This window comes from Modestobacter sp. VKM Ac-2979, from assembly GCF_026967995.1.
Lineage (GTDB): Bacteria > Actinomycetota > Actinomycetes > Mycobacteriales > Geodermatophilaceae > Modestobacter.
Window position 1 is genome coordinate 289,367 of the sequence record NZ_JAPVBO010000002.1, and the last position, 24,378, is coordinate 313,744.

Annotated in this window: 25 protein-coding genes; 20 read left to right on the top strand and 5 right to left on the bottom strand. The window is 73.2% G+C overall.

Features of this window, described 5'->3' with window-relative positions; translation table 11 throughout:
* The first annotated feature begins 12 nt into the window (after positions 1-12).
* A complete protein-coding gene (locus O2W15_RS05920; RefSeq protein WP_269178740.1) occupies positions 13-1,101 on the top strand; it encodes a M20 family metallopeptidase in 1,089 nt (362 codons plus the stop codon).
* 20 nt (positions 1,102-1,121) lie between these two features.
* Here O2W15_RS05920 and O2W15_RS05925 read toward each other — a convergent pair whose 3' ends face one another.
* The gene (locus O2W15_RS05925; RefSeq protein ID WP_269164161.1) at positions 1,122-2,126 is read right to left on the bottom strand and encodes a LacI family DNA-binding transcriptional regulator; all 1,005 of its coding nucleotides are present in this window, start codon (positions 2,124-2,126) and stop codon (positions 1,122-1,124) included.
* A 201-nt stretch (positions 2,127-2,327) separates the two neighbouring features.
* Between O2W15_RS05925 and O2W15_RS05930 the strand changes: the two genes are divergently transcribed.
* The 10 genes from O2W15_RS05930 to O2W15_RS05975 all read left to right on the top strand — a co-directional run bounded on the left by O2W15_RS05930 (position 2,328) and on the right by O2W15_RS05975 (position 10,953).
* The gene (locus O2W15_RS05930) at positions 2,328-3,167 is read left to right on the top strand and encodes a BtpA/SgcQ family protein (RefSeq protein WP_269164162.1); all 840 of its coding nucleotides are present in this window, start codon (positions 2,328-2,330) and stop codon (positions 3,165-3,167) included.
* Positions 3,164-4,054 carry a carbohydrate kinase family protein gene (locus O2W15_RS05935; protein WP_269178741.1) on the top strand — a complete coding sequence of 297 codons (891 nt, stop codon included), beginning with the start codon at positions 3,164-3,166 and terminating at the stop codon, positions 4,052-4,054. Before O2W15_RS05930 ends, O2W15_RS05935 begins: the two co-directional genes overlap by 4 nt.
* An 86-nt stretch (positions 4,055-4,140) precedes the next feature.
* On the top strand, positions 4,141-5,157 hold the full coding sequence (locus tag O2W15_RS05940; RefSeq protein WP_269164164.1) for a substrate-binding domain-containing protein: 1,017 nt from the start codon (positions 4,141-4,143) through the stop codon (positions 5,155-5,157).
* Positions 5,158-5,160: 3 nt separating this feature from the next.
* The gene (locus O2W15_RS05945) at positions 5,161-5,922 is read left to right on the top strand and encodes an ATP-binding cassette domain-containing protein (protein WP_269178742.1); all 762 of its coding nucleotides are present in this window, start codon (positions 5,161-5,163) and stop codon (positions 5,920-5,922) included.
* On the top strand, positions 5,919-6,950 hold the full coding sequence (locus O2W15_RS05950; protein WP_269164166.1) for an ABC transporter permease: 1,032 nt from the start codon (positions 5,919-5,921) through the stop codon (positions 6,948-6,950). Before O2W15_RS05945 ends, O2W15_RS05950 begins: the two co-directional genes overlap by 4 nt.
* Positions 6,947-7,984: a phosphotriesterase family protein gene (locus O2W15_RS05955; RefSeq protein WP_269164167.1), complete on the top strand. Its 1,038-nt coding sequence runs from the start codon at positions 6,947-6,949 to the stop codon at positions 7,982-7,984. The genes O2W15_RS05950 and O2W15_RS05955 overlap by 4 nt, the downstream gene beginning before the upstream one ends.
* Before the next feature lie 3 nt (positions 7,985-7,987).
* On the top strand, positions 7,988-8,737 hold the full coding sequence (locus tag O2W15_RS05960; RefSeq protein ID WP_269164168.1) for a glutamine amidotransferase: 750 nt from the start codon (positions 7,988-7,990) through the stop codon (positions 8,735-8,737).
* A complete protein-coding gene (locus O2W15_RS05965) occupies positions 8,734-9,369 on the top strand; it encodes a TenA family protein (protein WP_269178743.1) in 636 nt (211 codons plus the stop codon). Before O2W15_RS05960 ends, O2W15_RS05965 begins: the two co-directional genes overlap by 4 nt.
* A gap of 70 nt (positions 9,370-9,439) precedes the next feature.
* A complete protein-coding gene (locus tag O2W15_RS05970; RefSeq protein ID WP_269178744.1) occupies positions 9,440-10,381 on the top strand; it encodes a hydroxymethylglutaryl-CoA lyase in 942 nt (313 codons plus the stop codon).
* A 47-nt stretch (positions 10,382-10,428) separates the two neighbouring features.
* Positions 10,429-10,953, top strand: coding sequence for a flavin reductase family protein (locus O2W15_RS05975; protein WP_269178745.1), 525 nt, complete (start codon positions 10,429-10,431; stop codon positions 10,951-10,953).
* Between the two features lie 62 nt (positions 10,954-11,015).
* Here O2W15_RS05975 and O2W15_RS05980 read toward each other — a convergent pair whose 3' ends face one another.
* The 4 genes from O2W15_RS05980 to O2W15_RS05995 form a co-directional block, all read right to left on the bottom strand.
* Positions 11,016-13,349 (bottom strand): SpoIIE family protein phosphatase, encoded by a 2,334-nt coding sequence (locus O2W15_RS05980; protein ID WP_269178746.1) that lies wholly within the window; start codon positions 13,347-13,349, stop codon positions 11,016-11,018.
* A gap of 77 nt (positions 13,350-13,426) precedes the next feature.
* A complete protein-coding gene (locus tag O2W15_RS05985; protein WP_269178747.1) occupies positions 13,427-13,924 on the bottom strand; it encodes a hypothetical protein in 498 nt (165 codons plus the stop codon).
* Positions 13,917-14,282, bottom strand: a complete 366-nt coding sequence (locus tag O2W15_RS05990) for a hypothetical protein (RefSeq protein WP_269178748.1) — start codon at positions 14,280-14,282, stop codon at positions 13,917-13,919. Before O2W15_RS05990 ends, O2W15_RS05985 begins: the two co-directional genes overlap by 8 nt.
* Positions 14,283-14,336: 54 nt before the next feature.
* The gene (locus O2W15_RS05995) at positions 14,337-15,329 is read right to left on the bottom strand and encodes an aldo/keto reductase (protein ID WP_269178749.1); all 993 of its coding nucleotides are present in this window, start codon (positions 15,327-15,329) and stop codon (positions 14,337-14,339) included.
* 222 nt (positions 15,330-15,551) lie between these two features.
* Between O2W15_RS05995 and O2W15_RS06000 the strand changes: the two genes are divergently transcribed.
* The 9 genes from O2W15_RS06000 (at position 15,552) to otsB (ending at position 24,190) form a co-directional block, all read left to right on the top strand.
* On the top strand, positions 15,552-16,565 hold the full coding sequence (locus O2W15_RS06000; RefSeq protein WP_269178750.1) for a siderophore ABC transporter substrate-binding protein: 1,014 nt from the start codon (positions 15,552-15,554) through the stop codon (positions 16,563-16,565).
* Positions 16,566-16,602: 37 nt separating this feature from the next.
* Positions 16,603-17,622, top strand: a complete 1,020-nt coding sequence (locus O2W15_RS06005; RefSeq protein ID WP_269178751.1) for an ABC transporter permease — start codon at positions 16,603-16,605, stop codon at positions 17,620-17,622.
* Positions 17,612-18,640, top strand: coding sequence for an iron chelate uptake ABC transporter family permease subunit (locus O2W15_RS06010; RefSeq protein ID WP_269178752.1), 1,029 nt, complete (start codon positions 17,612-17,614; stop codon positions 18,638-18,640). Before O2W15_RS06005 ends, O2W15_RS06010 begins: the two co-directional genes overlap by 11 nt.
* Entirely contained in the window at positions 18,637-19,395 is a 759-nt protein-coding gene (locus tag O2W15_RS06015; protein ID WP_269178753.1) for an iron ABC transporter ATP-binding protein, read from the top strand. Before O2W15_RS06010 ends, O2W15_RS06015 begins: the two co-directional genes overlap by 4 nt.
* Positions 19,396-19,481: 86 nt before the next feature.
* A complete protein-coding gene (gene ngg / locus O2W15_RS06020; RefSeq protein WP_269178754.1) occupies positions 19,482-21,248 on the top strand; it encodes an N-acetylglutaminylglutamine synthetase in 1,767 nt (588 codons plus the stop codon).
* Positions 21,245-21,628 carry a fluoride efflux transporter CrcB gene (gene crcB, locus O2W15_RS06025; protein ID WP_269179135.1) on the top strand — a complete coding sequence of 128 codons (384 nt, stop codon included), beginning with the start codon at positions 21,245-21,247 and terminating at the stop codon, positions 21,626-21,628. The genes ngg and crcB overlap by 4 nt, the downstream gene beginning before the upstream one ends.
* Positions 21,625-21,978: a fluoride efflux transporter FluC gene (locus O2W15_RS06030; protein WP_269178755.1), complete on the top strand. Its 354-nt coding sequence runs from the start codon at positions 21,625-21,627 to the stop codon at positions 21,976-21,978. The genes crcB and O2W15_RS06030 overlap by 4 nt, the downstream gene beginning before the upstream one ends.
* 80 nt (positions 21,979-22,058) lie before the next feature.
* A complete protein-coding gene (locus tag O2W15_RS06035) occupies positions 22,059-23,450 on the top strand; it encodes an alpha,alpha-trehalose-phosphate synthase (UDP-forming) (RefSeq protein ID WP_269164182.1) in 1,392 nt (463 codons plus the stop codon).
* Positions 23,447-24,190 carry a trehalose-phosphatase gene (gene otsB, locus O2W15_RS06040; protein WP_269164183.1) on the top strand — a complete coding sequence of 248 codons (744 nt, stop codon included), beginning with the start codon at positions 23,447-23,449 and terminating at the stop codon, positions 24,188-24,190. The genes O2W15_RS06035 and otsB overlap by 4 nt, the downstream gene beginning before the upstream one ends.
* Positions 24,191-24,378 lie beyond the last annotated feature (188 nt).

Here is a 24,378-nt window from a genome sequence, read left to right on the forward strand (position 1 = left end):
CATGATCGGTCCATGAGCGCCCCTGCCCTGGACGTCGCCGAGCTGATCCGCGAGCTGGTGCGGACCCCGACCATCTCCGGCGACGCGGCCGGTCAACGGGGCCTGCTCGGCCTGGTCACCGACGTGGCGACGGAGGCGGCCCCGCACCTGCAGCGCACCGAGGGCCCCGACCGCGAGCAGCCCTGGACCCTGCTCACCTCCGCCACCGACCCGGCGAGGCCACGGCTGGTCATCGCCTGCCACGTCGACACGGTCCCGGCCAGCGACCCCGACGGGTGGCAGCGGGACCCGTTCGGCGCCGACCTGGACGACGGCCGGATCTGGGGTCGTGGCGCCTCGGACATGAAGGCGGGGGTGGTCGCTGCGGTCGCGGCGCTGGCCGCGGCGGACCCGGAGACGCCGCTCGCCCTGCTGCTCACCAGTGACGAGGAGATCGGCTCGCGGGGTGCCGCTGCCGCGGCAGGGGCCGTGGCGGACCTGTCGGTGGGCGCCGTCGTCGTCCCGGAGGCGACGGGCAACCGGGTGGTCCTGGGCCACCGGGGCGCACTGTGGCTCGCCGTCCGGACCCGGGGGGGCGCCGCCCACGGGAGCACGCCCGAACGCGGCCACAACGCGCTGCTGGACCTGGTCGCGGTGCTCGGCCGGGCGGGCCGGGAGCTGCCGCTGACCAGTGCGCCGTTCCTGGGCGCCGAGACCTGGAACCCCGGCGTGCTGCACAGCGGCACGGTGCCCAACGTCGTCCCGGACCGGGCGGAGGTGCTGATCGACCAGCGCACCGTGGGCACCGGTGAGCGGCTGACCGCCTGGTGGCGCTCCCAGGCCGAGGTGGCGGAGGTCGACGTCCTGGTCGACCTCCCGGCGGTGCGGACTCCCGCCGACGACCCGTGGGTGGCCACCCTGCCCGTCGAGGTGCAGGACGCGCCGGCCACCTACTTCACCGACGCCTCCGTGCTCACCGCGGTCACCGGCGGGGCGCCGATCGTGGTGTGGGGGCCGGGAACCCCCGCGGTGATGCACGCCGTCGACGAGCACGTCGAGGTGGCTGAGGCCGAGCAGGCCGCCGCCGCGTTCGCCGACGTCCTCGCCCGCTGGCCGCGCTGACCGGTTCCACGTGGAACCGGTCAGCGGCTGGTGCTCGACCGGATGGTGAGCGAGGGCCGTAGCGCCACCCGCGAGGGCGGGGCCTCCTGCGCGCCCAGCACCCGAGACAGCAGGCGCACCGCCTCGGCCGCGATCTCCGCCTGCGGCTGCCGGACGGTGGTCAAGGACGGATGGCTCAGTGCGGCGAACGGGATGTCGTCGAACCCGGTGACCAGCAGGTCACGGGGGACGTCGACGCCTGCCGCCGCGCACGACTGCAGCATCCCCAGGGCGATCAGGTCGTCGGCGCAGACGACGGCGTCCGGTCGGGGGCCGTCGGCCAGCAGTGTGCGGGCGGCTTGTCGGCCCCACTCGATCGAGTACTCGCCCAGCAGGACGTCCCTCTCGCGCACGGCGATGCCCAGGCGTTCGGCGTGCCGGCGGAACCCCGCGACCCGCAGTTCCGTCGAGGAATTGGTGAGCTGCGAGCTGACGAACGCGGCGGAGCGGACACCGCGGTCGGCCAGGTGCTCCATGACCAGTTCCAGTGCGGCGTCGTCGTCGACCCCGACCCAGTCGCTGTCGACCCCGGTGACGTAGCGGTCGACCTGAACCAGGGGCAGCTCGTCCGCGGCCCGCCGCACCGCCGTCGTGCTCAGGCTGCCGTGCACCGGGCTGATGATGATGCCGTCGACCTGGCGGGCGACGAGGCTGCGCAGTCGCTGCGCCTCCAGCTCCGGGTCCGAGCGGGAGGAGCACAGGAAGAGCTGTCGGCCGGCGTCCTGCAGGGCGTGCTCGACGTGCTCGACGAGGCCGGTGAAGAAGGGGTTGGCGATGCTGGGGACCACCATGCCGACGGTGTCGGTCCGGCTGCGACGCAGTGCGCTGGCGATGCCGTTCCCGGCGTAGCCGAGTTCGTCGGCGGCGCGACGGACCTGGTCGACGACGGCCGGGGAGACCGGCTTGGCCCCGGACAGTGCGCGGGAGACGGTCGCCGTCGACACCTGCGCCAGCTCGGCGACGTCGCGGATGGTCACCCGCCCCACGCGCCCTCCTCTGTCGGCCCACTGACCACGTCATCATCGCCGACCGCGCGTGCGGGAGCGTGCCGCACGTCCGTGTCCAACGGATGACGCACGGCTGACCAGCGGAAACATGAATGTAAACGATTGCCTATTGACGGGACAGTGGGGTTCGCCACTACCGTCGACCTCGTTGTGCAATCGATTACCTGGATGGGCGTGGACATGGCAGCGCAGCTCGGTGTGTACCCCCGCAAGCCCTCGGCGATGGCCGAGCTCTTCGGCACGGAGAAGACGCTCGTGGGTGCTGTGCACCTGCCTCCGCTGCCCGGCAGCCCCTCCTACCGCGGTCAGTCGGTGGCCGAGCTGTGCCGGTTCGCCGTCGAGGAGACGCAGGCCTACGTCGGCAACGGCTTCGACACCGTGATCGTGGAGAACCACTGGGACCTGCCGTTCCTCAAGCCGGGGGAACACGGGTACGAGGTGGCCGCGACGATGGGCGTGATCACCGCCGCCGTCGTCGCCGAGCTCGGCACGAAGGTGGGGGTCAGCGTGCTCTCCAACGCCGGCCAGTGCTCGGTCGCCGCTGCCTGGGCCGCCGGGGCAGGCTGGATCCGGGTCAACCAGTGGGCCAACGCCTACGTGGCCAACGAGGGGATCATCGAGGGCCAGGCGGCCAGTACCACCCGGTACCGGCACGCGATCGGGGCCGACCCGGTGAAGGTCTTCGCCGACGTGCACGTCAAGCACGGCGCACACGCCATCGTCGCCGACCGCACGCTGGCCGAGCAGACCGAGGACGCCGAGTTCTTCGACGCCGACGTTCTGATCGCCACCGGCTCCCGCACCGGTCACCCGACGTCCGTGGCCGAGGTCGTCGGCATCCGCGACCACACTCAGCTCCCCGTGATCATCGGCAGCGGCATCGACCCGACCAACGTCGGTCCACTGCTCGCCGAGTGCGACGGCGCGATCGTCGCCTCCGCCGCCAAGGAGAACAGTCGGTGGTGGGGACGGGTCGACCCCGAGAAGGTGCGCGCCGTCGCGCGGGCAGCCGGCCGGTGATCGTCTTCTGCGGGTACGCCAACCTCGACGTGGTCGGCCGGGTGCCCCACGTCCCGCGTCCCGACGAGCGGGTGCACGCCGTCACCGTGGAGCACCTGCCGGGCGGGATGGCCGCCAACGCGGCGGTCGCCGCTGCCCGCGCCGGTGCGCAGGTCGCCTTCGCCGGCGTGGTCGGCGACGATCCGCTGTCCGCCCGGTTCCTCGCCGAGCTCACGGCTGAGGGCATCGACACCGGGTGGACCGACCGCACCGGTTTCCTGTCCACCGCGATCGTGCTGGTGGACGCCGACGGCCGGCGCTCGGTGGTGAGCGAGGACGACGCCCTGGGGCCGGCCCACGTGACAGCGGTCGCCGACCGGCTGGCTGCCGACGGTGGGCTGCTCTACCTCGACGGCTACCGCGCGGCAGAGCTCGAGCAGGCTGTCCGGGCGGGGGTCCGCCTGGCCGTCGACCTCGACGGCTGCGACGACCGCGACGTCGCCGTCGCCGCGATGCAGGCCGCCGACCACGTCGTCGTCGGGCGCCGGCGGCTCACCGAGCTCCTGGCGGTGCCGGCTGCCGAGTGGGCCGCGCTGGCACGAGCCGCCGGGGTGACGCTCGTCGTCACCGACGGGGCTCGGGGATGGTCACTGCACCAGCCCGACGGTCCGGTGGCGGCCCGGCCCGCGCTCGAGGTCGAGGTCGTCGACGACACCGGGGCCGGCGACTGCTTCACCGGCACCTACCTGGCCGCGCTGGCCGCCGGCTCCTCCCCGCCCACTGCGGCGACCCGTGCCGGCGTCGCCGCCAGCCTGTCCTGCACCGTCCCGGGCGCGCGCGCCGCGCCCGCCCCGGCACTCGTCGACGCAGCTCTGGCCGGGGCTCCGGTCGGCTCGTCTGCCACCTGACGCACCACCTGCACCGCCGCTCCCCAGCACCGCCGTTCCCGCGCACCGCGATCCCGCAGCATCCGGCACCGCACCCTGGAGGACCCATGAAGCGCCCCCTCGCCCTAGCCGCAGGCGCGTGCCTGCTCGCCCTGGCCGCCTGCGACAGCGCCCCTGCGCCGTCGGCCGACGGCGAAGCCGAAGCCAGCGGCAGCTCGTCGGCCGGCTCGCTGCCGGAGCCCAGCGTCCAGCCGGTCGGCTGCGAGACCGACGAGCCCCTGGAGATCGGCCTGGTGACGATCAACCTGCAGGCGCTGTTCTTCAACCAGATCAACGACGCCGCGCAGGCGATGGCCGACGAGTACGACGTCGACCTGCAGATCATCAGCGGCAACGACGACTCGGTGACCCAGGCGAACGCGATCAACACGCTGGTCGCCGACGGGGTGGACGCGGTGATCGTGGCCGCGGTCGACACCGAGGGCATCAAGCCCGCGATCCGGGCGGCGGACGCCGCGGGCATCCCCGTGGTGGCGGTGGACGCCATCGTCGACGACCCGGCAGTGGACGCCCAGGTCGGCACGGCGAACGCCGAGGGCGGGGCGCTGATCGGTGCGGAGCTGCTGGAGATCTCCGGTGGCGAGGGCGAGGTCGGCATCGTCAGTGCCCTGAACAGCACCATCCAGCTGGAGCGCCAGCAGGGCTTCGAGGAGGCCGTCACCGCCGGCGGGATGACCATCGGCACCGTGGTCGACGGCCGCAACGTCCAGGAGAACGCTCAGGCGGCCGCGGAGAACCTGCTCACCGGCAACCCGGACCTGGAGTACGTGTACGCCACCGGTGAGCCGGCGCTCATCGGCCTGGCCGCCGCGGTGCGCAGCCAGGGCGCGCAGGACCGGGTGACCGCCGTCGGCTGGGACCTCTCCGATCCTGCTGTCGAGGGCCTGGAGGAGGGCTGGATCGCCGGCGTCGTCCAGCAGAACACGTTCGAGTTCGGCTACCAGGCGATGGCCGCGGCGATCGACCTGGCGTGCGGCAACCCGGTGGAGAAGGAGAACCCCGTCGACATCCAGATCGTGACGCCGGAGAACGTCTCCGACTACCTCTACTACCTGGAGGGCTGAGGCATGGCTGACGAGACCGGGGACCTCCTCGTCGAGCTCGAGGGCATCACCAAGTCCTACGGGCCGGTGAAGTCACTGCGCGGGGTCGACCTCACCCTGCGTCGCGGGGAGGTCCTCGGCCTCGTCGGCGACAACGGTGCCGGCAAGTCCACGCTGATGAAGGTGCTGGCCGGGGCCGTGCAGCACGACGCCGGGGAGATCCGGGTGCACGGCCGGCCGGTGCGCTTCAGCAACCCCTCGGCCGCACAGGACGAGAAGATCGGCATCGTCTACCAGGACCTGGCGCTCTGCGACACCCTCGACGTCGCCAGCAACCTGTTCCTCGGCCGGGAACCCCGCAAGGGCCCGTTCCTCGACCGGAAGGCGATGCACGAGCGGGCCGCGCAGATCCTGGCCGACCTGCACGTCAAGGTCACCAGCACCCACCAGGAGATCGGCACCCTCTCCGGCGGTCAGCGGCAGACGGTGGCCATCGCCCGCGCGGTGTCCTTTGCCCCCGACGTGCTCATCCTCGACGAGCCGACCGCCGCGCTCGCCGTCGCCGAGGTCGAGTCGGTCCTGCGGCTGATCACCGACGTCGCGCGCCGCGGGGTCGGGGTCATCCTGATCACCCACCGCCTGCAGGACCTCTTCCGGGTCTGCGACCGGATCACCGTGATGTACGAGGGGCAGAGCGTCGACGACGCGCTCATCAAGGACCTCGACATCGAGAAGCTCGTCGGTCTCATCACCCGTTCCGCCCCCGGGCAGGAGGAAGCAGCGTGACCACCACGACCACCACCGCACCGCCCGGGGAGTCGGCCACCCGGCTGGCCCAGCAGCAGTCCTGGTGGGAGCGGGTGAACAAGGCCACCTTGGTCATGGCCGGGGTCACCCTGGCCGTCTGCGTCTTCTTCGCCGTCGCCTCCGACGCCTTCCTGACCTTCGCGAACATCTCCAACGTGGCCACCCAGGTGGCGCCGGTGGTGATCATCGGGGTGGCGATGACGTTCGTGATCACCTCCGGCCAGATCGACCTGTCGGTCGGCTCGATCGTCGCCTTCGTGTCCGCGGTCTCCGCCCAGCTGCTGCAGACCGGTTGGGACTCCTCCCTCGTGCTGATCGCCGGGGTGCTCCTGGGCGCCGGGTGGGGCCTGGTGAACGGGTGGTTCACCGCCTACGCCGGGATCCCGGCGTTCATCGTGACGCTGGCGACCCTGTCGGTGATCCGGGGCATCGCGCTGCTGACCACCGAGGGCTTCTCGGTGCCGATCGAGCGCTCGACGTTCGTCGCGCAGCTGGGGACGGCGCGGTGGCTCGGCTTCTCCAGCAGCGCCTGGATCGCCCTGGTGTGCGTCGTCCTGGGGATCGTGGTGCTGCACCGGACCCGCTTCGGTCAGTACGTCATCGGCATCGGCTCGGCCGAGGAGTCCGTCCGCCGGGCCGGCGTGAACGTGCGGCGGATCAAGATGCTGGCGCTCTGCCTGAGCGGGCTCGCCGCCGGGGTCGCGGGCCTCCTCATCGCCGCCCGGCTCGGCTCCGGCTCGGCGAACGCCGCCCAGGGCTTCGAGCTCACGGTCATCGCCGCGGTCGTCATCGGCGGGACCAGCCTCTTCGGCGGACGGGGGACGGTGGTGGGCACGCTGATCGGGGCGATCCTGACCGGCGTCATCGCCAACGGGCTCACCCTGATGGGGGTCAGCCCGTTCCTGACGCCGATCATCACCGGGACGGTGCTGCTCGCCGTGATCTGGGTGAACCTCCGCGGCAAGGACATCGGCGGGGCACTGCGTGGCCTGGTGGGCGGCCGGTGAGCACGGTCCGCACGGTCCTCGGCGACGTCGACTCGGCCGACCTGGGCGTGGTGCTCCCCCACGAGCACCTGGTCAACGACAACACGGTGGCCTTCCGCCCGGCGGCCGACCCCCGCCTGCGCCGGCTGCTGGACGCCCCGGTGTCGGCGGGCCTGGCCTGGCTCCTGGCCGACCACCCCTACGAGAACGCCGACAACTGCCGGCTGGACGACCTCGACGCCATCGCCGCGGACCTGCAGGTGTTCGCCTCCGTCGGAGGACGGACCGTTGTCGACCTGACCCCACCGGGGATCGGCCGCGACCCGGAACGGCTGCGGGCGCTGTCCGAGCGCACCGGCGTGCAGGTGGTCATGGGCTCGGGCTGGTACCTCCAGGCCAGCCACCCGGCCCACCTGGCCACGTCCACGCCCGATGAGCTGGCCGCCGAGCTGGTGGCCGAGTTCGACGCAGCGCACGACCTCCGGCCCGGCGTCATCGGCGAGATCGGGGTCTCCCCCGCCTTCACCGACGACGAGCGGACCGCGCTGCGGGCTGCCTGCCGGGCGCAGCGTGATGTCGGGGTGCCGCTGTTCGTGCACCTCCCCGGCTGGCTGCGGCGCGCCCACGAGGTGCTCGACGTCGTGCTCGACCAGGAGGGGGTCGACCCGGCCGCCGTCGTCCTGTGCCACATGGACCCCTCCGGAGGGGACCCCGACCACCAGCGGTCGGTCGCCGCCCGCGGGACGTTCCTCGAGTTCGACATGGTCGGCATGCCCTTCGACTTCCCCGGGGAGGGCCGGTCGCCGTCACCGGCGGAGACCACCGCTGCCGTCGTGACGCTGGTCCAGGCCGGGCACGGCTCCCGCGTCCTGCTCTCGCACGACCTGTTCCTCAAGGCGATGCTCAGCCGCTTCGGCGGCAACGGGCTGGCCTACGTCCCCGTCGTCTTCGCCGACCGGCTGCGCACTGCTGGCCTCGCCGATGACGTGGTGGCCGCACTCATGACCGACAACCCGCGGACGTTGTTCGACGGCGCCGCACGGAAGGAACGCTGACCGATGGCCCGGATCCTGATCGCCGGTGAGAGCTGGATGACCACCTCGACGCACGTCAAGGGGGTGGACGAGTTCTCCGTGCACTCCTACGTGGAGGGCGTCGGACCGTTGCGTGACGCGCTCACCGGTCGCGGTCACGTGGTGGAGCACCTGCCGGCGCACCTCGTGCCGACCCACTTCCCGGGGGACGCCGCAGCACTGTCCGCCTACGACCTCGTGGTGCTCTCCGACATCGGCGCGAACTCCATCCAGCTGGCCCCCCAAGTCTTCGAGCGGTTCCAGCCCGGTGAGGACCGCCTCGGGGCGCTGCGCGACTGGGTGGGCGACGGCGGTGCGCTGCTGATGATCGGCGGCTACCTGTCCTTCAGCGGTTTCCAGGCTCGGGCGGCGTTCCGGCAGACGGCGATCGCCGAGGTGCTCCCGGTGACGATGCTCCCCGAGGACGACCGGGTCGAGAGCCCGGCCGGCATCGCACCCACCGTCGTCGACCCCGGGCACGCCGCGCTGGGCGGCGCTGGCGCCGACTGGCCTGGACTGCTCGGGTACAACCGGACGGTCGCCAAGGACGGCGCCGAGGTGCCCGCCCTGGTGGGCGAGGACCCGCTGGTCGCACTCGGCCCTTTCGGCGCCGGCCGGGCCGGGGTCTTCACCTCCGACTGCTCGCCGCACTGGGCGCCGCCGGCCTTCTGCGAGGAGTGGCCGGGCTACGCGGACCTCTTCGACGGCCTGGTGCGCTGGCTGGTCCGCGGGTGACCGGCGGCCGCTCGGCGCGGCTGGTCGAGCGGCACGCCGCCCTGCTGGACCGGGCCTGCGACATCCGGTTCGTCCGGGAGGCGACGGCGGGCACGCTCCCGGCCGGGGACTTCGCCCGGTACCTGCTGGTCGAGGAGGCCTTCGTGCTGACCGCGGCCCGGGTCCTCGGCCGGGTCGTGTGGGAGTCGGAGGGCTGGGCGGAGCTGCTGCCGTCCGCTCGGTCGCTCACCAACCTCGTCACCGAGCAGCGCGACTACTTCGCGGGCCTGCGCCACCGCTGGCCGGTCGAGGACGCAACGGCGACGCTGGCGCGCGCCGCGGTGCTGTCGGAGCTGGTGCTGCGACAGGTGACCGAGGCCGGCCGCCCCGCCGCGCTGACCGGGATGCTCGCCGCCGAGACGATGTACGCCCGCTGGTGCGCCGCGGCCGCCGCGCAGCCTGCCGACCGGCACCCCGACCTGCAGGCCTGGATCGACCTGCACGCCGAGCCTGCCTTCCTGGGACAGGTGGCGGCGTTGCGCGCCGACGTCGATGCGCTCCCGCCGGAGCTGGCCGACGACACCGCGCTGGACCGCTGGTTCGCCGCGGTGTTGGAAGCGGAGATCGTCTTTCACGACGCGGTCCACGGCTGACCCGGGTCCCGGTTCCACGTGGAACCGGGACCCGGGGGCAGGATGGGGGTCGAAGGCGAGGAGGCCTGGCGTGAACGAGTTCGACCTGGTGCTGCCGACGGCGGTCGACGTCCGTGAGGTCGGGATGCGGGACGGGCTCCAGCTGGAGGACCCGGTCCCCCTGGCCGGCAAGCTGGCCATGCTCGAGTCGCTGGTGGCCACCGGCGTCCGGCGGATCGAGGTGACCTCCTTCGTCTCGCCGAAGGCGGTGCCCGCCCTGGCCGACGCCGACCAGGTCGCCGCCGAGCTGCACCGCTTCGACGGCGTGCACTTCTCCGCCCTGGTGGCGAACCCGCGGGGCGCGGTCCGGGCGGTCGACGCGGGGATCGCGCACCTGGAGTACGTGGTCTCCGCCGCCGACTCGCACAGCCGCGCCAACGCCGGCCGCTCGACCGCCGAGGCCATCGCCGCGGTGGGGCAGATCGCCGAGCTCGCCCACGGCGCCGGCGGCTCCCTGGAGGTCATCGTGGCCACCGCCTGGGACTGCCCGTTCGACGGGCGGACGCCGGTGGCCCGCACCGTCGACGTCACCCGGGCCGCGGTCACCGCCGGCGCCGACCAGCTGTGTCTGGGCGACACCATCGGCACGACCACCCCGGCGCGCGTCGTGCGGCTGCTGGACGAGGTCCGCCGGGCCTGCCCGGGCGTGCCGCTGGGCGTGCACTTCCACGACACCCGCGGCACCGGCCAGGCCAACGCGCTGGCGGCCCTGCAGGCCGGCGTCACCCAGCTCGACGCCTCGGTCGGCGGTCTGGGCGGGTGCCCGTTCGCGCCGGGCGCCAGCGGCAACATCGCCACCGAGGAGCTCGTCTACTGGCTGGCCGACGCCGACGTGGCGACCGGCATCGACCTGGACGCCGTCCTGGCCGCGGCCGCGGTCACCGAGCGGGCCGTCGGTCGTCAGCTGCCCAGCTCCCTGTACCGGGCCGGTGGGCGCAACGAGCCCCGCGGCGCGGTGGTCAGCGGTGGGTGACCGGTCGCACGGTGCCCCACCGGGTCGCGCGTGATGGGATCGACGGCGTGAACCCAGGAGCGGACGTCCCCCCGGCAGTGGTCGACCCCTCGGTGATGCGGAACGTGCTCGGGCACTTCGTCTCCGGCGTCACCGTGGTGACGGCGATGGCCGCCGACGGCCCGGTGGGCTTCACCTGCCAGTCGTTCAGCTCGCTGTCCCTGGACCCGCCGCTGGTCGCCTTCGCCCCGGCCCGCACGTCCCGCACCTGGCCGTTGCTGCGCGGGGCCGGCCGGTTCTGCGTCAACGTGCTCGCCGACGAGCAGAGCGGCCTGTCCCGGCAGTTCGCCCGCTCCGGCGCCGACAAGTACGCCGGCGTGCAGTGGTCGCCCAGCCCGCACGGCTCCCCCGTGCTCGCCGACGTCGTCGCCTGGATCGACAGCGAGCTGTGGGCCGAGTACGACGGCGGCGACCACATGATCGTCGTCGCGCGGGTGCTCGACCTCGGCGCCGACGCCTCCCGCACGCCACTGCTGTTCCACCGCGGCGCCTACGGCCTCCAGCAGGCGCGACTGGCCCCCGAGGAGCGGTGACGTGCTGGAGCGGCCCCGCCCAGAGGCGCGCCCCGGGCCCGCGAGGGGTGAGGGGGGCTTCCTCAGCTGAAGCGGAGGGCCATGACCGCGACGTCGTCGCGGCGGTCGGGGTCGTCGCCGACGGCGTGCACGCACAGCGCAGCGGGGTCGTCGTCGACCGGGGCGTCCTGGAGCCGCTGCACCAGCGCGGCGATCCCGTGGTCCATGTCCTCGCCAGGCCGCTCGATCAGCCCGTCGGTGTAGGCCACGAGCGTCGCCCCGGACGGGATCTCCACCGACCGGGACGCCCGCCGGTGCGTGACGTCGACGCCGATCAGCATCCCGGTGACCCCGTCGAGCATCTCGACCGTGCCGTCGACGTGCCGCAGCAGCAGGGGCGGGTGCCCGGCGTTGGCCAGCTGCAGACGCCAGGGCTCCCCCTCGGCGCTGGGTCGCTCGACCCGGCCGTAGGTCATCGTCGCCATCGGGGCCACGTCCAGGCCCTGCACCAGCCGGTCGACCCGGCCGAGGATCTCCCCCGGGTCGCCGTCGCCGGCGTCCCACGCGCAGGCCCGGAGCAGGCCGCGCAGGTGTCCCATCGCGGCGGCCGCCGCGACGTCGTGCCCGACGACGTCGCCGATGGCCAGCCCCACACTGCCGTCGGGCAGGTGCAGCAGGTCGTAGAAGTCGCCGCCGATGTCGGCGGCGCTCGACGCGCTGAGGTAGTGGGCCGCGGCGGTGATGCCCGGGATCTCCGGCAGCTCGGGCAGCAGTGACCGCTGCAGCGTCTCCGCGACGGTGTGCTCCTGCTGGTAGAGCCGCACGTTGTCCATCGCCATCGCCGCCCGGCGGGAGAGGTCCCGGGCCAGGTCGACGTCCTCGCTGGAGAACGCCCGGCCCTCCTCGGCCATCACCAGGGCCATCGCCCCCAGCATCCGGCGGCGGGCCACCAGCGGGACCGTCACCGCAGAGACGCCGCCCAAGGTGCGGAAGAGCTCCGCGGTGGCCGGCAGCGGGAACACCTGCTCGATCCACTCCGGGGTGACCTGCTCGACGAGCACCGGCTCGTTGGTGACCAGCGACCGCCGGGTGGGCGAGGCCTCCGGCAGGTTGGACGCGTGCAGCAGCGCCATCTCGGCGAGCTCGGCGTCCCGCCCGTCGCGGTGTCGGTGGGCGGTGGCCCGGACGACGCCGTGCTCGTCGACCAGGGTCAGGAAGACCCAGTCGGCGAGCAGCGGGACGCACAACGAGGCCAGCCGGCCGAGCAGGTCGGACATGTCCAGGGTGGCGCTCATCGTGCTGGTGGCCTCGGCCATCAGGGCCAGCCGGCTCTGCGCCCGCTCGGCCTCCACCCGGGCGGCGTCGGCGGCGGCGTGCGCCTCCTCGGCGTCCCGGCGGGCGGCCCGCTCGGCGGCGAACGCGGCCTTGCGGTCGTCCTCGACCCGCACCCGTTCGGTCACGTCGGTCTGCACGCCCACGAAGCTGACCAGGGTGCCCTCGCCGTCGAACACCGGGGTGATCGACAGCTGGTTCCAGAAGGCGGTGCCGTCCTTGCGGTAGTTCAGCAGCGTGGTGGTGACCGGCTGCTCGTCCTGCAGCGCCTGGCGCAGGTCGGCGACGGCCTTCTGCTCGGTCGCCGGCCCCTGCAGGAAGCGGCAGTTGCGCCCGACGCTCTCCTCGTAGCTGTAGCCGCTGATCCGGCTGAAGGACGGGTTGACCCACACCAGGGGGTCGTCCTCCTGCCGCGGGTCGGTGATGCTGAAGGCGATGTCGGTGGCGACGACGGCGCGTTCCCGCAGCGCCTGCAGCTGTGCCTCGGGGTCGGACCCGCCAGCGGGCCCGTCGAGCTTGAGGAAGACCACCAGCGACATCCGCTGCCCGCTGTCGTCCCGGGACAGCGGGAAGCCGCTCACCCACAGCACCTGGTCGCCGGCCAGGTCGGTGTCGGCGGCGCGCTGCTCGTCCGAGCTGCGCCGGGGGTTGAGCCGGACCGCCTCGCCGGTGACCAGCCGGCCGGCGGCGACGTCGGACAGCGGCCCGGCGGACCGCGCCAGTGGTGCGCCGGACAGGTCGGTGAGCCCGGCCGAGGCGCCCCAGGTGTCGACGGCGATCGGCAGGCGCACGTTGCCGGCCAGCTCGATCGCCGCGGTGTTGGCATAGGTCACCGTGCCGGCGGCCTGGTCGATCACCAGGACGGCGACCGGGACGTCGGCGAGCACCCCGGGGAGCGCCGCCTGGGCACTGCGCTGGGTGTCGGTACCCGAGAGGACCGCCTCGGCAGCTCCGACGACCGATGCCTGCTGGCGGCTCTGCTCGTCCTGGTCAGGGTGGGGCGGGAGCACCTCGGCCAACGCCACGGCTGCCTCGGTCGGCACCCGGCTGGTGCCCGGGCCCCCGGGACGTCTGTCTGACGGCACCGGCTGATGTTATGAGACGGGCTTCCGTTGCGCACCACAGACCAAAGTCCCGACCCGGCCCGTGTCCCCCGCGCAGGTCACCCGGTGCGGGCGGGCCCGTCGTCCGGGGAGCCGACGGCGACCTCGGACTGGTGGCGCAGCCACCACAGGCCGAGCACCGGGAGCAGCAGCGGGACGAACCCGTAGCCCTGCCCGTAGCCGGACCACACGGTGGCGTCCGGGAAGGCCGCTGGGTCCAGCAGCGACAGTGTGCCCACCACCAGCACACCGGCCAGCTCGACCGAGCAGGCGACCACGGCGGTGCGCCGGCCGCTGCGGCCACCGCGGGCCAGCCCGACCGTGGCGATCACGTAGACCACCGCGGCGACGGCGGACAACAGGTAGGCCAGCGGCGCCTCGTCGAACTGCGTCGACAGCTGCACCGCCGCCCGCGCGCCCGCGGCGAGGGCGAACACCCCGTACAGCGCCACCAGCACCCGGCCGGGGCCGCGGATCGTCCCCGGGTCGGCGCCGGTCGCCTCCCGGGCGGGCCGGCCCAGCGCGCCGCGGTCGGCTGCCCGGTCGTCGTCAACCACGGGTGACCTCCCACAGGTCCAGCAGCCGCCAGAGCATGACGGCGACGGCCAGCGCGGCGACCCCGAGCACCGTGCCCGCCCAGCGGGTGGGCTCCGTGCGCGCCCACAGCACGCCGGCCACCGGCAGCAGCACGACGCTGAACAGGTACGCGAGGAAGGTGGCCAGCTCCTCGGGGCGGTCACCGCCGGCCAGCGCGGCGACCGCGACGCCGAGCTGGACCAGCAGCAGCAGTTCGAGCAGCCCGGTACCGGCCAGGTGGGCAGCGCCGATCCGGCGGCGCAGCACCGTGCTCAGCCCACCCAGGACGGCCAGCACGACGGCGACGACGGTCGCGGCGACGACGAGCGGGGTGCTCACCGGTGGCGGCCGGTCAGGGTGGGGAGCACGTCCCCATCCTGCCCGGCGGCCGGATCAGCGGTGCACGGTGGACATGTCCGGGTACCGGTCGCCGGCCGTGGCCCCGGCGGGCGCGGCCTCGTCCAGCGCCCGCAGGTCGTCCTCGGTGAGGACGACGTCGGCCGCGGCGGCGTTCTCCTCCAGGTACCGGACCCGCTTGGTGCCGGGGATCGGCACGATCGCCGGGGCGCCGTCCCGGCCGGACCGGGCCATCACCCACGCCAGTGCGAGCTGGGTGGCGGTGACGCCCTTGGCCTCGGCGAGCTCGCGGACCCGGTCGACGAGCTCCAGGTTGCGGGCGAAGGCCTCCCCCTGGAACCGGGGGTTGCGCCGGCGGAAGTCGTCGGGCTCCAGGTCGTCGACGCTGCGGATCTGCCCGGACAGGAAGCCCCGGCCGATCGGCGAGTAGGCGACGAACCCGATGCCCAGCTCCGCGCAGGTGGCCAGGACGCCGTCCTCCTCCGGGTCGCGGGTCCACAGGGAGTACTCGGTCTGCAGCGCCGTGACCGGCAGGACGGCGTGCGCCCGGCGGATGGTGTCGGGCGCGGCCTCGGAGATGCCGGCGTGCCGGATCTTCCCGGCCTCCACCAGCTCGGCGAGCGCGCCCCACGTCTCCTCGATCGGCACGGCCGTGTCGACCCGGTGCTGGTAGTAGAGGTCGATGACGTCGACCCCCAGCCGCTGCAGGGAGGCGTCGCAGGCGCGGTGCACGTACTCGGAGCGACCGTTGATCCGGATGAAGGAGCCGTCCTCGCCGCGCTCGTTGCCGAACTTGGTCGCCAGCACGACCTCGTCGCGCCGGCCGCTGATGGCCTGGCCGACGAGGCGCTCGTTGGTGAACGGGCCGTACATGTCGGCGGTGTCCAGGAAGGTGACGCCGAGGTCGAGCGCCCGCCGGACCGTGCGCTCGGCCTCTGCCTGGTCGCCGGTGCCGTAGAACTCGCTCATCCCCATGCAGCCCAGTCCCTGGGCGGAGACGGTGAGATCACGGAGCTGTCGGGTCTGCATGACCCCCTCCTGCCCGTGGCTCGCGGGTCGCAACCGGAGGGGCGGGCGCCCCTTTCCACGGAGTGGGAGATCAGATCGACTTTCCACGGAGTGGACGATCCGATCGACTTGGTCACAAAAGGGTCACGGCGAGGTGACAGCGGGCCATCCGCCTGATTGGTTAGGCGTGCCTAAGTGAGGGCAGCCTCTCCTTCCTGATCTCCCCCGAACCTGGAGTCCCGCATGCGCACAACCTCCCGGCCGCTCGCCGGCGCCGCCCTCTCCCTCTCGGTGCTCCTCGCCCTGGCCGCATGTGGGGACGACGCCGCGACCGATGCCGCCGCCGCCGACGAGTCCGCCGCCGTCTCCTTCACCTGGGACCGCAACACCGCCGCGGAGGATCAGGACCCGCAGTACGAGGAGACGACGGTCGAGGTCCCCAAGGACCCCGAGGACATCGTCGTCTTCGACATGGCCAGCCTGGACACCATCGGCGCGCTGGGCGGTGAGGTCTCCGGCGCCCCGTTGGACGACGTGCCCGACTATCTGCAGGACAGCCTGACCGAGGACGCCTACGACGTGGGCACCCTCTTCGAGGCCGACCTCGTCGGGATCGAGGCGCAGCAGCCCGACCTCATTGTCGTCGCCGGCCGCTCCGCGGCGCTGTACGAGGACCTCAGCGAGATCGCGCCGACCGTCGACCTGAGCATGCGCGGCTCGTTCACCGAGACCCTGGAACGCAACACCACCTTCCTGGGCGAGGTCCTCGGCGCCGAGGACGAGGCGGCCGCAGCGGTCGAGGAGATCGAGGCGGGCATCGAGGAGGCCCGCCAGGCCACGGCCGACGCGGGCACCGGCCTGGGTCTGATGGTGTCCGGCGGCAAGCTCAGCGCGCTGGCCCCGGCGGGCGAGGACTCCGGCGGGCGCGGCGCCCGGGGTGGCCTGATCTACGACACCTTCGGCGTGCAGCCCGTGGTGCAGGACGTCGAGGCGGCCACGCACGGCGAGCCGGTCTCCTTCGAGTTCCTGCTGGAGACCAACCCGGACCACCTGTGGGTGATCGACCGGGACGCCGCCATCGGTGAGCAGGGCGGCCAGGCGGCTGCCGCAGTGCTGGACAACGGGATCGTCGCGCAGACGACGGCTGCCCAGCAGGACCAGATCCACTACCTGGACCCGCAGGCCTGGTACATCGTGTACGGCGGCATCGAGACCACGCGGATCATGATCGACGACGTCCTGCAGATCGCCGACTGACCATGACGGCCCTGACCGAGCGCCCCGCCGGCTCCCGTTGACGGCGCTCGCCACCACCCCGACGAGCACCTCCACCCCGGTGCGGCCACGCCGCACCTGGGTGGGGGTGCTCATCGCGGTCCTCCTGGTCACGCTGGCGGTCACCGGCCTGTTCGTCGGGGTCTCCGACGTGTCCCCGAGCTCGGTCGCCAACGGCGGCGCGGACGGGGACGCCGCCTTCCTGCTGGTGGCCAGCCGGATCCCGCGCACGGTCGCCGCGATCCTGGTCGGCGCCTCGCTGGGCATCGCCGGCCTGATCATGCAGATGCTGGTGCGCAACAAGTTCGTGGAGCCGGGCACCACCGGCGTCAGCGAGTTCGCGACGCTGGGGATGCTCGTCACGATGGTCTTCCTCCCCGGCCTGGCCGTCGTCGGGAAGATGGGCGTGGCCGCGGTCTTCGGCCTCTTCGGCACCTGGGTGTTCCTGCGGGTGGTCCGGGTCGTGCCGGTGCGCCAGCTGGTGCTCGTCCCGCTGGTCGGCATCATGCTCGGCGGTGTCGTCGGCGCCGTCACCACGTTCTTCGCCTACCGCCTGGACCTCCTGCAGCCCCTCGGGCAGTGGTCCCAGGGCAGCTTCGCCACGGTGATGCAGGGCCGCTACGAGTTCCTCTGGATCGCCGGGCTCATGGTCGGGATCGCCTGGTTCGCGGCCGACCGGTTCAGCGTGATCGGCCTCGGCGAGGAGTTCGCCACCAACCTCGGGCTGGACTACCGGCGGGTCGTCGCGGTCGGCATGGTGATCATCGCGGTGATCACGGCCGCGGTCCTCGTCACGGCGGGCATGGTCCCGTTCCTGGGACTCGTCGTCCCCAACATCATCAGCCTCATCATCGGCGACAACGTGCGCCGGGCGATCCCGTGGGTCGCCGGCCTCGGGGCCGTGTTCGTCCTCGCCTGCGACCTGGTCGCCCGCGTCGTGCGCTTCCCCTACGAGATCCCGCTGTCGGTCATCGTCGGCATCGTCGGTGCGGCGCTGTTCCTCTGGCTGCTGCTGCGGAGGCGGAGCCGTGCTCACTGACCCCACGCGCACGGAGTCCGGCGTCCTCCCCGCCGTCGGGCTGCACCGCACCCGGCTCGCCGCCTCCTGGGCGAGCCCCGCGTTCCGGCTCGCCGTGCTCGGCGCGGTGGTCCTGGCCCTGACCGCCGGCTACCTGTTCACCGGCATCCCCGGGTCGCTGGCCTTCGCGCTGCGGATCCGCGGCCTCACCGTGCTCGCGATGGTCGTCGTCGCGACGGCGGTCGGCGTCTCCACGGTCGTGTTCCACACGATCACCCAGAACCGCATCCTCACCCCCTCGATCATGGGGTTCGACGCGTTCTACGCGCTGATCTCCACCCTGATCGTGTTCTTCTCCGGGTCGGCGGCGTTCCTGGCGTTCGACCAGGTCACGCTGTGGCTCGTCCAGGTCGTGGTGATGGTCGCGTTCAGCGTGCTGCTGTTCACCTGGCTGTTCGGGGGCAAGCGGCGTTCCATCCACCTGATGTTGCTGGTCGGCATCGTGCTGGGCACGTTCTTCCGCAGCTTCACCGAGTGGATGCAGCGGATGCTCGACCCGCTGGACTTCCAGGTGCTCACCGATGCGATGTTCGCCTCTCTCACCCGGCCGGACGAGACGTTGCTGGCGCTCACCGCAGGCCTCGTGGTCCTCGGCTGCGCCGTCGTCGTGCCGCTGCTGCGCACCCTCGACGTCCTGACGCTGGGTGAGCCGGCCGCCGTCGGCCTGGGGGTGGACCACAAGCGTGTGGTGATGGTCCTGTTCGTCGGCGTCTCGGTGATGATCGCCGCCTCGACGGCGCTGGTGGGGCCGATCCTGTTCTTCGGCCTCATCGTCGCCAACCTCGCCTACTCCTACGCCGGTTCCTTCCGTCACGTGTGGACGCTGCCCGCCGCCGTGCTCATCGGCATGGTCTGCCTGCTGGGCGGCCAGCTGGTCCTGGAGAGGCTCTTCGGCTTCGGCGGCACCCTGTCCACGGTCATCGACTTCGCCGGTGGCCTCTTCTTCCTGTACCTCGTGCTGCGGAAGGGGGCGCGGTGATCGCGCTCGAGAAGGTCACCAAGCGCTACGGCGGACAGCCGGTCGTCGACGACGTCTCGATCGCGTTCGGCCGCGAGGGCGTGACGGCGCTGATCGGGCCCAACGGGGCGGGCAAGTCGACGCTGTTCGGCCTGGTCGGCCGCCTGATCTCCCCCGATGCGGGCCGGATCACCGTGGACGGGCTCGACGTCACGTCCACGCCGTCCAGCGAGCTCGCCAGGAGGCTCGCGGTGCTGCGCCAGGACAACCACGTCGCGGCCCGGCTGACCGTGCATGACCTCGTGGAGTTCGGCCGCTTCCCGCACTCGCGGGGGCGCCTCACGGGGCACGATCGCGAGCACATCGAGAACGCGATCGGGTACCTCGAACTCGGCCCCTACCGGGACCGGTTCCTCGACGAGCTCTCCGGCGGGCAGCGCCAGCGGGCCTTCGTCGCGATGGTGCTCGCGCAGGACACCGAGTACGTCCTGCTCGACGAGCCACTGAACAACCTCGACCTGCGGCACATGACCGAGATCATGCGGCTCATCCGGAGGATGGCCGACGAGCTCGGCAAGCGGGTGGTCATCGTGCTGCACGACATCAACTTCGCGGCCACCTACGCCGATCGCATCGTCGCCATGCGCGAAGGCCTCGTCGTGGCCGACGCCGCCGCGCGCGAGGTCATGCGCCCGGACGTGCTCGCCGCCGTCTACGACACCCCGGTCGACGTCCGCGAGATCGACGGGAAACCGGTCGCCCTCTACTACGGCTGAGGCGACCCGACTGGCGCGCCGTGGGTGACCGAGCGCCGGTTCCACGTGGAACCACCCCGGAAACACCGGTCGCCTACGGTGGACCGGTGACCAGCGCACCCCGTCGGTTGGCCGGCCACCGCACCCGCCGTGATGTCGGCGCGTCGTCCACCAGCCGCTCCTGGCAGCGGCCCGCGGCGCACGAGCGGGCGGGCATGGAGACCGACGTCGTCCTGGACATGGGCTGGGGTCGGCTGGTGTTCGGCCAGACCTTCGCCGACCTCTCCGGCGTGCTGGCCGCGCTGCGGGCCGAGGAGTCCGGGCGGCGGGACATCTGCGTCTACCCGTGGGACCCGCAGGTCCTCGTCGGGATGGCCCCCGACGAGCTGTTCATCGACCCCTCCTTCGTCTACCGGCTGCCGCTGCACCGCTACCGGCCGCGTGAGGAGGTCATCCGCGGCGTCTTCGTCCGGACCGTGACCTCGGCCGCGGAGATGGACCGGATCAACGAGCTCTACGCCCGTGCGGGCATGGTCACCGGCGACGCCGCGACCATGTGGCGCAACCACCGCACCCGCACCTTCACCTACCTGGTGGCCGAGGACCGGCGCACCGGGCAGGTGATCGGCACGGTCACCGGCGTCGACCACCAGCTGGCCTTCGGCGACCCCGACGGCGGCGCCAGCCTGTGGTGCCTGGCCGTCGACGCGCAGGACGCGCCCGCCGGAGCCGGCGAGGCGCTGGTGCGGGTGCTCGCCGAGCGGTACGCGGCCCGTGGCCGCGCCCACCTGGACCTCTCGGTCATGCACGACAACCGCGCGGCGATCGCGCTCTACCGCAAGCTGGGCTTCTCCCGGATCTCCGCGGTCTGCGTCAAGCGGAAGAACCCGATCAACACCCCGCTGTTCGCCGCTCCCCCGCCCGGCCTGGGCCAGCTCAACCCCTACGCGCGGATCATCGCCGACGAGGCGCTGCGCCGCGGGATCCGGGTGGAGGTCACCGACGCCGAGTTCGGCGAGCTGCGGCTGGCGCTGGGCGGGCGCACGGTGCTGACCCGGGAGTCGCTCTCGGAGTTCACCTCCGCGGTGGCGATGAGCCGGTGCGACGACAAGCGGGTGACCCGCCGGATCATGGACCGCGCCGGCGTCCGGGTGCCCCGCGGCGCCGTGGTGGCCGACGGCGCGGACGCGGCCGCCCGGCAGCTGCTGGCCGACTGCGGCGCCGTGGTGGTCAAGCCCGCGCGCGGGGAGCAGGGCAAGGGCATCACCGTGGGCGTCCGCGACGAGCCGGCCCTCGAGCGGGCCCTCGCGCTGGCCGTGCAGTACTGCCCCGACGTCCTGGTCGAGGAGCTGGTCGCGGGCGACGACCTGCGGGTCGTGGTGATCGACCACCGGGTGGTCGCCGCCGCGCTCCGCCGGCCGGCCGAGGTGGTCGGCGACGGCCGGCAGGACGTCGCCGCCCTGGTCCGGGAGACCAGCCGCCGCCGGCAGCGGGCCACCGGCGGGGAGTCGAGCATCCCGCTGGACGACGCCACGGCCGAGGTGGTCGCCGACGCCGGGCACACGCTGGACGACGTCCTGCCCCGGGGCGAGCGGCTGCGGGTGCGGCGGACGGCGAACCTGCACACCGGCGGCACCATCGACGACGTCACCGACCGGCTGCACCCCGACATCGCGGCGGCGGCCGTGCGGGCCAGCCGGGCCATCGGCATCCCGGTGACCGGGCTGGACTTCATGGTCCCGGACGTCGAGGGCCCCCAGCACGTGTTCATCGAGGCCAACGAGCGGCCCGGGCTGGCCAACCACGAGCCGCAGCCGACCGTGGCCCGCTTCGTCGACCTGCTGTTCCCCGAGACGCGCGGGGCGAGCCGCTGACCGGCTACGTCGCCGCCGCCCTCGGCGGGGTGCTCGGTGCGCTGGCCCGCTGGGGCGTGGCCGAGGCCCTCCCCTCCCCCGCCGGGAGCTGGCCGTGGGCCACGCTGCTGGTCAACCTCACCGGGTGTGCGCTGATCGGCGCCCTGCTGGCCCTCTTGCTGGCCCGGCACCCGGACTCCCCGTGGCTCCGGCCGTTCCTGGCCACCGGCGTGCTCGGTGGGTACACGACGTTCTCCACCTTCGCGGTCGAGACCGTGCAGCTGGCCGAGGACGGCGCCGTCGCCCTCGCCGTCGGCTACGTGCTGGTCTCGGTCGTCGGGGGCGTGCTGGCGGTGGTCGCCGGGCTGACCGCCGGCCGCGCGGTGGTGAGCCGGCCGTGACGGCGCTGTGGGTGGCGCTGGGAGCGCTGGCCGGTGCACCGCTGCGACTGCTCGCCGACCGGGTGGCCACCGCCCGCCGGGGCCCGGGCAGCGTGCTGGGGACGCTCACGGTCAACGTGCTGGGCAGCGCCCTCCTCGGCGTGCTGCTGGGCCGGTCCGACGTCTCCCCCGCCGTCCTGGCGCTGGTGGGCACCGGCTTCTGCGGCACGCTCACCACCTTCTCCACCTTCGGCTGGGACGTCGTCCGGCTGGTGGAGGAGCGCGCCGTCCTGCGGGCGCTGGGCTGTGTCACGGCGTCCCTGCTGCTCGGGCTGGGCGCCGCGGCGACCGGTTTCCTGCTCTCCCGCTGAGCCGCGACGCGCACGTGGTGGGCCCCGTCACCTAGGGTCGGGGCGGGATGAGTGGATCAACGCGCACCGGAGGAGACCAGGTGGAGGCCGACAGCCCGGTGGTGGTGGTGGCGAACCGCCTGCCCGTCGACCAGGTGACCGACCCCGACGGGACGACGCGCTACCAGCGCAGCCCCGGCGGCCTGGTCACCGCACTCGAGCCGTTCGTCGCCGGTCGCGGCGGCGCCTGGGTCGGCTGGTCGGGCGCGGCGGGTGACGCCCCCGAGCCCTTCGAGTCCGGCGGCATGTCGCTGGTGCCGGTGGCGCTGACCGAGGAGGAGGTGGACCGCTACTACGAGGGGTTCTCCAACGCCTCGCTGTGGCCGCTCTACCACGACGTCGTCGAGAAGCCGGAGTACCACCGCAAGTGGTGGGACGCCTACGTCCAGGTCAACAAGCGGTTCGCCGACCGGGCCGCCGAGGTGGCTGCCGAGGGCGCGATCGTCTGGGTGCACGACTACCAGCTGCAGCTGGTGCCGGCCATGCTGCGGCAGCAGCGCCCCGACCTGACCATCGGCTTCTTCCTGCACATCCCGTTCCCGCCCTACGAGCTGTTCACCCAGCTGCCGTGGCGCTCGGCGATCATCGAGGGGCTGCTCGGTGCCGACCTGATCGGCTTCCAGCAGCCGTCGGCGGCCAGCAACTTCGTCAACCTCGCCCGGCGGCTGCACGACCTGCAGTGCAAGGGCAACGCCATCTCGTACGAGGGCCGCACGGTCACCGCCAAGGCGTTCCCCATCTCCATCGACGTGGCCGCCTTCGACGAGCTCGCCCGCACCCCGGAGGTGCTGGCCCGGGCCGCGGAGATCCGCGAGGAGCTCGGCCAGCCGGACAAGATCGTGCTCGGCGTCGACCGGCTCGACTACACCAAGGGCATCGGGGTGCGCCTGGAGGCGTTCGAGGAGCTGCTCGAGGACGGCGCCCTGGAGGCCCCCTCGACGGTCCTCGTGCAGGTGGCCACCCCCAGCCGCGAGCGGGTCGAGCACTACGTGACGATGCGCGAGACCATCGAGCAGCAGGTCGGGCACATCAACGGCGTCTACGGCTCGATGGCCGGGCCGGCCGTGCACTACTTCAACCAGTCGATGCCCCGCGAGGAGCTGGCCGCGATGTACCGCGCGGCCGACGTCATGCTCGTGACGCCCTATCGCGACGGGATGAACCTGGTCGCCAAGGAGTACGTCGCCGCCCGCGGTGACGACGGCGGCGTGCTGGTGCTCAGCGAGTTCGCCGGTGCCGCCGCCGAGCTCAAGCAGGCGCTGCTGGTCAACCCGCACGACATCGCCGGGGTGAAGGCGCAGCTGCTGCGCGCGCTGCGGATGGAGCCGGCCGAGAGCGCCAAGCGGATGAAGGCGATGCGCCGGTACGTCACCAAGCACGACCTCGACCACTGGGCGAACTCGTTCTTCGAGTCCCTGCAGGCGCAGGCATGACGACCGCCCTCGACCAGGCGCTGGACGAGCTGGCCGGACGCCGTCCGCTGCTGCTGGCCAGCGACTACGACGGCGTGCTGGCCCGGCTGCGGGACGACCCGGCCGCGGCGGTGCCCGAGCCCGGCGTCGGCGAGCTGCTCGCCCGGCTGGCGGCCGTCGACGGGGTGACCGTCGCGCTGGTGAGCGGCCGCGGGGTGGCCGACCTGCAGGCGACCAGCGGGCTGACCGGCCCGTTCCGCTGGGTGGGCAGTCACGGCGCGGAGTTCGACGGGCCGCTCACCGGTGACCTCGCCGTCCGGCGTGACCAGCTCGCCGCGGCGCTCGCCCCGCTGGTCGAGGCCGTCCCCGGTGCCCGGCTGGAGCACAAGCCGGCCGGTGCCGCGGTGCACGTGCGCACCGTCGCCGACCGTGCGGCGGCCGCCCGGCTGCTCGCCGACGTCGCCGCCGGCCCGGGAGCCGACCCTGCGCTCACCGCGAAGCCGGGCAAGGACGTGCTGGAGCTGGCGGTGACCGACGCCGACAAGGGGTCGGCCCTGCTCCGGCTGCGCACGGAGCTGGGCGCCCAGGGGGCGCTGTACCTCGGCGACGACGTCACCGACGAGGACGGCTTCCGCGCCCTGGCGCCGGACGGCGTGACGGTCAAGGTCGGGGACGGCGACACCGCCGCCGCCCACCGAGTGCCCGACCTGGACGGTGTGCGCGCCGTCCTCGAGCGGTTGGCTGCGGCCCTGCGCGCCTGAACCGGACGCCCCCACCGGCCTCACCAGGCCCTTCCCGTTCCCTGCTCCCCCACTGTGACCGTCGGCCCCCCGGGTCGGCGGTCACGGTCGTCTCCGGGGCTGCCGATTCGTCACATCACGCCGCGGTCTCACGTCCTGACCAGGTCGGACGCTGATCCGCGGCCATTGTCGACATGGGCATGAAACAC